General features: G+C 36.7%; 3 protein-coding genes and 1 pseudogene. All 4 read left to right on the top strand.

Annotation, left to right across the window (positions count from 1 at the left end):
- Positions 1–342: 342 nt before the first annotated feature.
- A complete protein-coding gene (locus ABIQ27_RS02500) occupies positions 343–1,704 on the top strand; it encodes a DUF2779 domain-containing protein (RefSeq protein ID WP_348031743.1) in 1,362 nt (453 codons plus the stop codon).
- 51 nt (positions 1,705–1,755) lie between these two features.
- A complete protein-coding gene (locus ABIQ27_RS02495) occupies positions 1,756–2,502 on the top strand; it encodes a hypothetical protein (RefSeq protein ID WP_348031742.1) in 747 nt (248 codons plus the stop codon).
- Between the two features lie 72 nt (positions 2,503–2,574).
- Positions 2,575–5,418 (top strand): helicase-related protein, encoded by a 2,844-nt coding sequence (locus tag ABIQ27_RS02490; RefSeq protein WP_348031740.1) that lies wholly within the window; start codon positions 2,575–2,577, stop codon positions 5,416–5,418.
- A gap of 6 nt (positions 5,419–5,424) precedes the next feature.
- Positions 5,425–9,417 (top strand): annotated as a pseudogene (locus tag ABIQ27_RS02485) (hypothetical protein); the annotation flags it as partial.

Raw genomic sequence — 9,417 nt, 5'->3', positions numbered from 1 at the left:
CAGTAAAGAGTTAGAGGGTTATTTGGCAATACTTGAAACAACTTTCAAAACCTATAAATACCTGGTTGAAAAGGGTTTTTCAGAAAAGAAAGCCAGAAAAAATTCCGGCTTACAGGATGAGCTGCTTTTTAAAATTGCCTTAGCCCATCACAAGTGTTTTGATGGATAAAAGCCTTTTGCTAGAATCATAAATCACCCCAGATTACACCAAGCCTATTTGAGTGAAAAATTTGGAATTGGCACTTATTATAAATATCTTTCATCTACTTCAGATTTTGATAGAAAGCACCCCCCGCTTTCCCATTGAAAACAATCAGTCGTCGGGAGTACAAACATTACTTTATGGCAAAGCCAGAGAAACATATTTTATCAAAGTCAACCTTTATGTACGGTTGCCAATGCCCCAAAAGGTTATGGCTACATAAACACATGCCGGCTGTAAGGGATGAAATAGACGAGGCACAACAGGCTATTTTTCAAAAGGGTACCGATGTGGGCATGTTGGCAAGGGGTCTTTTTCCAGGAGGAGTAGATGCCAGCCCTGCCACAACATTTGAATACCAGCAATCTGTTGCAAACACGGCCAAATATATTGCAGAAGGGCAAACCATTATTTATGAAGCAGCTTTTCAGTATGAGGGATTGTTATGTGCCGTGGATATATTGGTAAAGCGAAGAAACAAATGGTATGCTTATGAGGTCAAAAGTACCACTTCAGTAAAAGACACTTATTTATTGGATGCGGCATTTCAATACTATGTAATTACGCGTGCAGGTTTGTCTTTGGCAGATATGTATGTAACCCACCTCAACAACAAGTATATCCGCTATGGAGAGCTGGACCTGAAACAGCTATTTATTTCAGAATCAGTTATTAGCTCCGCGCAGGATAAACAGCTATTTATAGCCGAAAAAGCAGAGACGCTTATATTAGTGGCAAGGCAAAAAAACATGCCATCTATTGTGGTGGGCAACCAATGTAAAGTACCCTACCTCTGTGATTTTTATGGTTTTTGCACGAAGGATATTATTGATGAAGAAAAAGACTACGGAGAGCCCTATATAAATAATGAGGCAATCCATTCATTTATTAATGAATTAGAATACCCCCTCTATTTTATCGATTTTGAAAGCTGGAGTACGCCCGTACCTGAATATGATGGACAGTGGCCGTATCGACAGGTATGTTTTCAATATTCGGTTCATTTGCAAAGTGCACCCGGTTCAGGAGTTGAGTATTTTGCGTATCTGGCAGAAAATACGGGTACCCCAAACTTAGAATTTCTTGAAAACCTATTGAAGGTTCTGGGGGAAAAGGGTACTGTATTGGTATATAATATCTCTTTTGAAAAAACCCGTTTAAATGAATTGGCGAGGGAATATCCCAGATATAAAATGGAAATTGATGCGGTTGTGAACCGAATCGTAGACCTAATGGTACCATTCCGAAAGCATTACAAATTGCCAGAAATGAAGGGCTCTTACTCCATTAAATATGTGCTACCTGCCTTGATTCCCGAATTGAGTTATCAACATCTGGAGATTGGTAATGGCGGCGATGCGAGTGCGGCTTTTTATAACCTCAATAATGAAACCGATTCGGAAAGAGTTGCTGAAACCCGTTTAGCTTTATTGGAATATTGTGGGTTAGATACTTTGGCGATGGTATCAATTTTAAACAGGCTAAGAGAGTTGAAAAGATAGAAAAATGGTGTAAAGCCATAAAATTTGCATTTAGAAAGAAAAAAGGTAAAAATGAAATTAATTAATGATTTTGAGACATTTCAAGCAAGAATAAAAGCAATAAATATAGAAATTGAAAACGCTTTTGTTGATCAAGAGAATGAAGTTGGTCCTATTTATGATGGAGCACTTGATTCTGCAAAATATTTCGATAATACCAGATTGAAAATTTTATGGTTAATGAAAGAGCCGTATGATGATGAAAGGGAAGGATATTGGTCTTTGCCGGAGCTTTTTACGACAAAATACGATACCTTTTTTTCAGATTTAATTAAGGGTACCTCTGGCAGAACTTGGCAACCCGTTGTATATATTTCATATGGGATATTGAATGAATTTAAAAATTGGGATGAAATACCATTTATTTCAAACGACCCTTCTATTGTAAAATCACTAGAAAAGGTGGCGTGGGTTAATATTCAGAAACTTCCATCTGAAACCGGTAAAAGTACTAACATGAAAAATATTTACTCGGCGTATAATAATCATAAACAATTAATTCAAAATCAAATTGAGATACTGAATCCAGACGTTATTATTTGTGGCAATACGTTTAAGGTTTTGAAAGATTACTTTGGTGCTCCTAAAGAAGTTACTTACGACATGATTGAATATTATGAAATCGGAAAAAGACTTGTCATAAATGCATACCATCCCGCCCAACTTCAAATAACGCGAGAAAGATATGTGAACAACATTGTTGAATGTGTTAAAAACTGGTCTAGAAGAAATGAAAGATTAAATAAGAACATTAGTTGAATTTGAAATACTATTTGCTCGTTGTAGTAATTAAGACTTAAATAATATGTGCCTATAAAAGGAAAATAAAATATGAATCTAACAATTGGACAACGCATATCAACCCGAGGTGAAGATTTTATCATAACCAATTCTAATGCAAATTATGATGGCTCCTGGCTTTTGGAGGCTGAAGGAATAAGTGAGTTGGTAAAAGGAAAACGTTTTTCTTTCGATTCTAATATTGATTCAGACATTAAGCCGATTGATCCGAACCAAACCAAATTGATTGCAGACAATGACAGTGGGTATAGAAAAACAAAATTGTTTCTAGAGACCCAAATCAGAAATGCAGCTGTATTTTCCGAGAAAATAACCATTGCAAATAAGGCTGCCATCAATCCGGCTGAATACCAATTAACACCTACACTTAAAGCGTTGCAATTGCCAAGGCCAAGGTTGTTGATTGCAGATGGTGTTGGGTTAGGTAAAACAATTGAAGTTGGTATTTTTTTATCTGAACTAATTAAAAGAGGCAAAGGGAAACGAATTATGGTGTTAGCCCCTAAGTCTATTCTTGCACAATTTCAGCAAGAACTTTGGCATCGCTTTGCAATACCATTGGTGCGGTTAGATTCGGAAGGTATTGCTAGGATTAAAACACAACTGCCGTCTAATAAAAATCCGTTTGAGTATTACGATAAAACAATCATCTCAATTGATACTTTAAAGAACAATGCCAAATTCAGGCACTATATTGAAAAATCAAGATGGGACGCTGTTGTAATTGATGAGTGTCACACGGTTGCTAATGACAAAAGTCAGCGGGGCGACTTGGCTCAATTGATTACAACAAAATGTGAATCCTTAATTCTTACATCTGCAACACCGCACAATGGTAGAAAAGAAAACTTTGCAAACCTCATCAACATGATTGAGCCTACTGCTATTCCTAAGAGTGGCGAGTATGATAAATCACATGTAGAGCCCTATTATGTAAGACGTTTTAAAAACGATATTACTGATGAAACGGTAAGGGCCAATTTTCAGGAACGTAAAATTATTCGTAGTTCCGCTAAACTTAGTGCAGCAGAAACTGATTTCCTTCAATACCAACAAGAGCTGAAGTTTAATGCGCTCAATGCGTTGAAGAATGGGAAGCCTAAAGAGGATTTCCTTTTTTCTGTAGGAATATTCAAAGCTTTTATGTCTTCGCCAAAAGCCGCATTGGAAAGTATTCAACGAAGAATAGAAAAGGTTGATGCAACAAAATCTAATAATGAATTTGCTTCTGAGAATTTAGAAGTGTTGAATGCGTTAAAAATTAAATTAGAAACAATCCTTACCACCCATTCCGATACTAAATACAAAAAGCTAAGAGATACTCTGCTTGAATTGGGTTGGACAGGCATAAAGAAAAATGACCGTTATGTTATTTTTGCAGAAAGAATAAATACGCTGGATTATCTTAAGGAAAAATTGAAAGCCGATTTTAATATCACTGAAGAATCTATTGCTTTTTTTCATGGTGGCTTGTCGGACACGGAGCAACAAGCTATCATTGAAGATTTTGGTAAAGAAGATAGCACTGTGCGTTTATTGCTATGCTCTGATGCTGGTTCGCAGGGTGTGAATCTCCACTTTTTTTGTAACCGGATGTTTAATTACGATATTCCATGGTCGTTGATTGTGTTAGAGCAGCGTAATGGCCGTATTGACCGCTATGGCCAAAAGAAAACACCGTTTATCCATTACATTATTGCAGAATCTGAGATAGAAGGTTTAAAAACCGATCTGCACATTGTTGAACGACTTACCCAAAAAGAAGAGGTGGTTTACAAAACCTTAGGTGATGCTGGTTCTGTAATGAAATTGTATGATGTTAATAAAGAAGAACAATTGGTTGAGCAAGCCATCCAAAATCAGAATGAAACTTTCTTAGAGGATTTGGAGGATAAAATGGCCGGATTTGATTTCACAACCTTGTTTGCCAATCAGGACGATTCCACAGCAGTTACTATTACCGACAATCCTTACGAAACTAATCTCACCGTTTACCCCAGTGAGGCTAAATTCTATTCCGATTTATTTGAACAACTTTCTTCTGCCAAACAAATAGGAACTGAAGATGTAACAGTACAAGATGGTTACCTCGAAATACTCAACACCAAAGATTTAAACCAAATTCTTTTTGACCTTCCACCTGAATCTAAGCCTAAAGTCAATCAACTTTTCAAGTTATCTCTGGATAAAGATTTGGTACAAAGGGCCATTGAAGAAGCACGGAAAAGGAAAGGTGAATGGGCAGAATTCCAAATATTGACTGAGCTGCATCCGGTTATAAAGTATTATATGACCAAATTAGAAGCCAGTGTAGATAAGGATGTAGCATTAGTTGCTAAAACCAATCGGATACCCTCTAAAACCAGCTGGTACATCTTCCAGGCACAGGTGTCCAATAACTTGGGGCAACCTGTTGTGGCTGATTTCTTAGTGATTGGGTTAAATCCAGACGGCAGTATTCAGCGAAAGCCAATACACTTGATTGACTTTATTAATGATTTTAAGTTGCAGGAAATATTGCATACTGAAAATATCTCAGAGGCAGATTTGCTTGCATTGCAGCAAACTCTGCCTAAAGCGATTTCAACTGTAACAAGCTATATGGGTGGGGAACAAAAACAATTAGAAGCCAAAATGGAAGCAAAGTTGAATGACTATCAACAAAAATTATCTAATTGGAAGAATGAGGCTTTAGAGCAATTGGAATTGGACTTTAGTGATAAAACAATTACACCGTTTTTCGCAGGGAAAAAGGATTCAAAAAAACGGGAAATAGAAACCATACTTAGCTCAACAAGCCAGTATAATAAAGATATGACCTCATTGCAAGGGGAAGCTTATCTAAAAGTGTTAGCAGTATTTTTTAATTCGTAAATGAACATGATCAAATTCATTCAAAATATAGGAGAATACTTTTCATCAAATTACTTTGATGAAGACTTTTCATCAAAAGTGTTGAGTAAAACAGGTTATACTGCTGAGGATATAAAGGAATTCAATAAAAGAGTCTCCCCACTAAAAGATAAATTTTATCGCTTTAAGCAATCGTTTATTGAAGGTAAACTGAGAACAAAAGATAAAATTTATGAAAGCCATCAATTTCACACATTACTGTTAAATGCCCTAGGCTATGAAGGGAACCGTCCTCAATATAATAACCTGTTTCATCTCTCAGAAAATGAAGTAATTCCGGTAAGGCATATTTTACATAGGGGCGAACAAGTTCATTTGATGATTATGGAAATGCAAGCACTTTTTAAGGAAGATGATACCGACCCCGATGGCTTGTTTGAACAACGCTACAATGTAGAAGACGAATCGCAAACTAATCCACCTCAAAAATACCACCGCACCCAGTGGGACAAAGTATTTCAGGTTCCGACACATTTAAAAATATCTCCGGTAGTTATTAATAAAGCAATCTCCGAATTGTTTTTATTTGAACCTCATCTTAGACCTAAATATATTTTGCTGTTGGCGGGCAATATCGTTTATCTCCTTGAACAAGAAAAATGGTTTAGAGGAAGTTATTTGGTTTTTGATTTAGAAGAGTTATTCACAGAAGCTACGGCCAACCGCAACGCCAACTTCTATGCCTTGTTTTATTTTTTGTTGGGCAAAGAATCGCTAACTCCCGAAAGCAATATGGTTTTGCTCGACCAGTTGGATGAAGACAGCCACAAAAGTGCTTATGAGGTTACCAAAGATTTAAAAGAAGGAATCATTCATGCGGTAGAAGCATTGGCCAATGAAGCACTATATTTTCAAAAACATGTTTTGCAGGAGGTATTTGATGAAACAGACGATACGTTTGAACAGGAAATAAAAGATGATTGCCTAAATATTATTTACCGGTTACTTTTTGTTTTCTATGCAGAGAGTCGGGAAGATTTAGATATTTTACCAAGTAACGATCCCATATACAACAAAGGCTATTCGTTAGAAATGCTTCGTGATTTGGAGCAAGTGCCTTTGTATTCAGAAACCAGTTTAAATGGTTACTTTTTTCATGAATCATTGAGTAAATTATTTGATGTATTAAGCAATGGCTATCGCGAAAAAGAAGATAAACTGTATTATGACAGCGAACTTAAGGAAGGATATAGGTTGAAAATTAACAAAAGTTTTAAAGTACGTCATATCGACTCGCCACTGTTTAACAATGCAAAGCTGCATCATCTGCATAAGGTGAAGTTTCGCAATAAAATATGGCAGGATATTATATGCCGCCTCTCACTCAGCAAGCAGCAACGCACCCGCACAAGGGGCCGCATTTCGTATGCCAACCTGGGTATTAACCAATTAGGTTCTGTATATGAAAGCTTACTTGCTTACCGGGGCTTTTATGCCGAGCAAGATTATATAGAAGTACACAAGGCCGATGCACCTAACGAAGGCACGTACTTAGTGCCTCGTATGCGCAGAGATGATTTTCAGGAAAATGAAATTTTGAAAGACGGTACAGAACATGATGTAATTACCAAAAAAGGAACCTTTGTGTATCGCCTAAGTGGGCGAGACAGGCAAAAATCGGCTTCGTATTATACACCGGAAGTATTAACTCGTTGTACCGTAAAATATACCCTGAAGCCAATACTTGAAAAACTGGATAAGGCCGAAATGAAGGCCGTTGAACTACTGGAGTTAAAACTTTTGGAACCGGCCATGGGTGCCGCCGCCTTTCACAACGAAATGATTAACCAGTTGGCAGAAGCTTATATCAGCCACCGCCAAAAGGAATTAAATAAAAGAGTACCTCCCGATTTATTTAAAGAAGAACTTCAAAAAGTAAAAGCTTATATAGCAACCAACAATACCTATGGGGTAGATTTAAACCCGACCGCTATTGAGCTGGGCAAACTATCGCTTTGGCTTAATGTGATCCACAAGGATATGGAAACGCCCTTCTTTAGCAACCGCCTGGCAGTGGGTAACGCGGTGGTGGGTGCATGGTTGAAAGTTTATAAAGAAAAGGATCTTATTGAGGAAGATGAAATTGTAAAAGATGCAAAGGGTAGGGATAAACGTGTGCCTAAGAAAAAAGAATGGTGGGAAACTGCACCACGGCAATTGGAATTTAAACCCAACAAGGAATACGATAAAATAAAACATGGCCGCAAGCAAGATGAAATTTATCATTTCCTTTTGCCTGATAAAAACATGGTTCCTTCGGCAGGAATAAGAATGCTGAAAACCGAATATGATACAGAATCCAGAGGGGTGAGCAAATGGAAAAAAGATTTCTGCGAGCCCTTAAAGAAATCGGAAATAGAGCAACTGAAAAAAATCTGCAATAAGGTAGATGAATTGCTGGCAGAGTTTTATCGTTTTCAGCGAACCATTAATGCACAAACAGCAAATAAGCAGGAAATATTTGGTATTACAGGTGCAAGGACATTAAACCTGAAAAGTTATGATGAAAAGGAGCAACTGGCCGACCAACGTAACCGCCACAATGCACCCTACTTTAAATTAAAAATGGTGATGGACTATTGGTGCAGTCTTTGGTTTTGGGATGTTAGGGAAGCCAAAGACTTACCCACCCGGCAACAATACTGGCAAGACATAGCTAATATATTGGAATTGGATACCAACGCAGCGTTAGAAGGAGTAGTTTTAAAAAAGGGACAACAAAAATTATTTGATTATTCTGCTCAATTGAGCATGGTAATGGAGCCAAATCAATTGGCTATTGATAGTGAGCAGCTAACAGATGAAAGCGCGCTATTTACAGATGCAGTAGTGGAATATGCTAACCGGAATGATTTATTTGATAAGGTTGACCGCATCCGATTTGTAAAACAACTGGCAGATAAATACCACTATTTCCACCCGCAATTAGAATTTTTAGATGTGTTTTGGGAAAGAGGCGGTTTTGATTTGATTGCAGGAAATCCACCTTGGCTTAAAGTAGCATTCGAGGAGAAGGGAATTCTATCTGAAAAGTATCCGGAAATTGCAATTAGAAGTACATCTGCTCCCCAAATTCGCAATATGCAAACCAGTTTTTTCTCAGACAAAAAATTAAAAGAATCTTATGAGAATGAGTTAATTGAAACTAACTGTACTGCCTCATTTATGAATGGAAAACACTCTTATTCTACCCTTATCGGCCAACAAACCAATCTCTACAAATGCATTTTGGTAAATGGCTTTGACCTTTTAGGTCCAAACGGATGGATGGGGTTAATTCATCCTGAGAGTGTTTACGAAGATTCAAAGGGACAAGCACTAAGAAAGGAAATATATGCTAGATTAAAATTTCATTTTCATTTTAAAAATATATTTAAGCTCTTTCAGGAGGTTCACCATAGATTAGATTATGGAGTAAATGTTTATGGTAAGGAAAATGCAGAAATCTTTTTCACCTCGATAAGCAATTTGTTACATCCAAATCAGATAGAGGTATTTGAGTCTACTTTTAATCTTAGTGTCGACAATGCAATAATTGTGAATAATACTGAAGAAGATTGGGTTTGGAATTTAAAAGGAAATGTTAATAGACTAATAAATCATAATGAAAAATCTCTTCAACTTCTGGCAGACCTTTTTGAAAAAGGAGAATCATATAAGGTTGTAAAGCTTGTTAATATTCAATCAAATGAAGTAATACAAGTTCTTGAAAAGCTTAGTGTGACTAAAGAGCGAATTTCTGATAAAAACATAAGTTATAGTGAAGGTTTTCATGAAACGTCATCGATATCGGGAGGTGAACTTGAAAGAAAAACAATTTATCCAGATTTAAACAATTATGAACTCGTACTTACCGGACCAATGATTTCTGTTTCATACCCACTTTTTAAATCTCCACAAATTGTAAGTAAAGAAGGTTCAGATTATGATTTTAACGATTTACAGTTGAATGAAGATTTA

It is taken from the genome of Flavobacterium sp. (assembly GCF_039916025.1).
Lineage (GTDB): Bacteria > Bacteroidota > Bacteroidia > Flavobacteriales > Flavobacteriaceae > Flavobacterium.
Note: the sequence above shows the minus strand (reverse complement) of the source record. Positions and strands in the feature narration are given on the sequence as shown.

What these genes read in the sequence shown, in the direction of transcription:
- ABIQ27_RS02495 (WP_348031742.1), top strand. Translation starts at nt 1,756, where the DNA reads ATGAAATTAATTAATGATTTTGAGACATTTCAAGCAAGAATAAAAGCA.
- ABIQ27_RS02500 (WP_348031743.1), top strand. Translation starts at nt 343, where the DNA reads ATGGCAAAGCCAGAGAAACATATTTTATCAAAGTCAACCTTTATGTAC.
- ABIQ27_RS02490 (WP_348031740.1), top strand. Translation starts at nt 2,575, where the DNA reads ATGAATCTAACAATTGGACAACGCATATCAACCCGAGGTGAAGATTTT.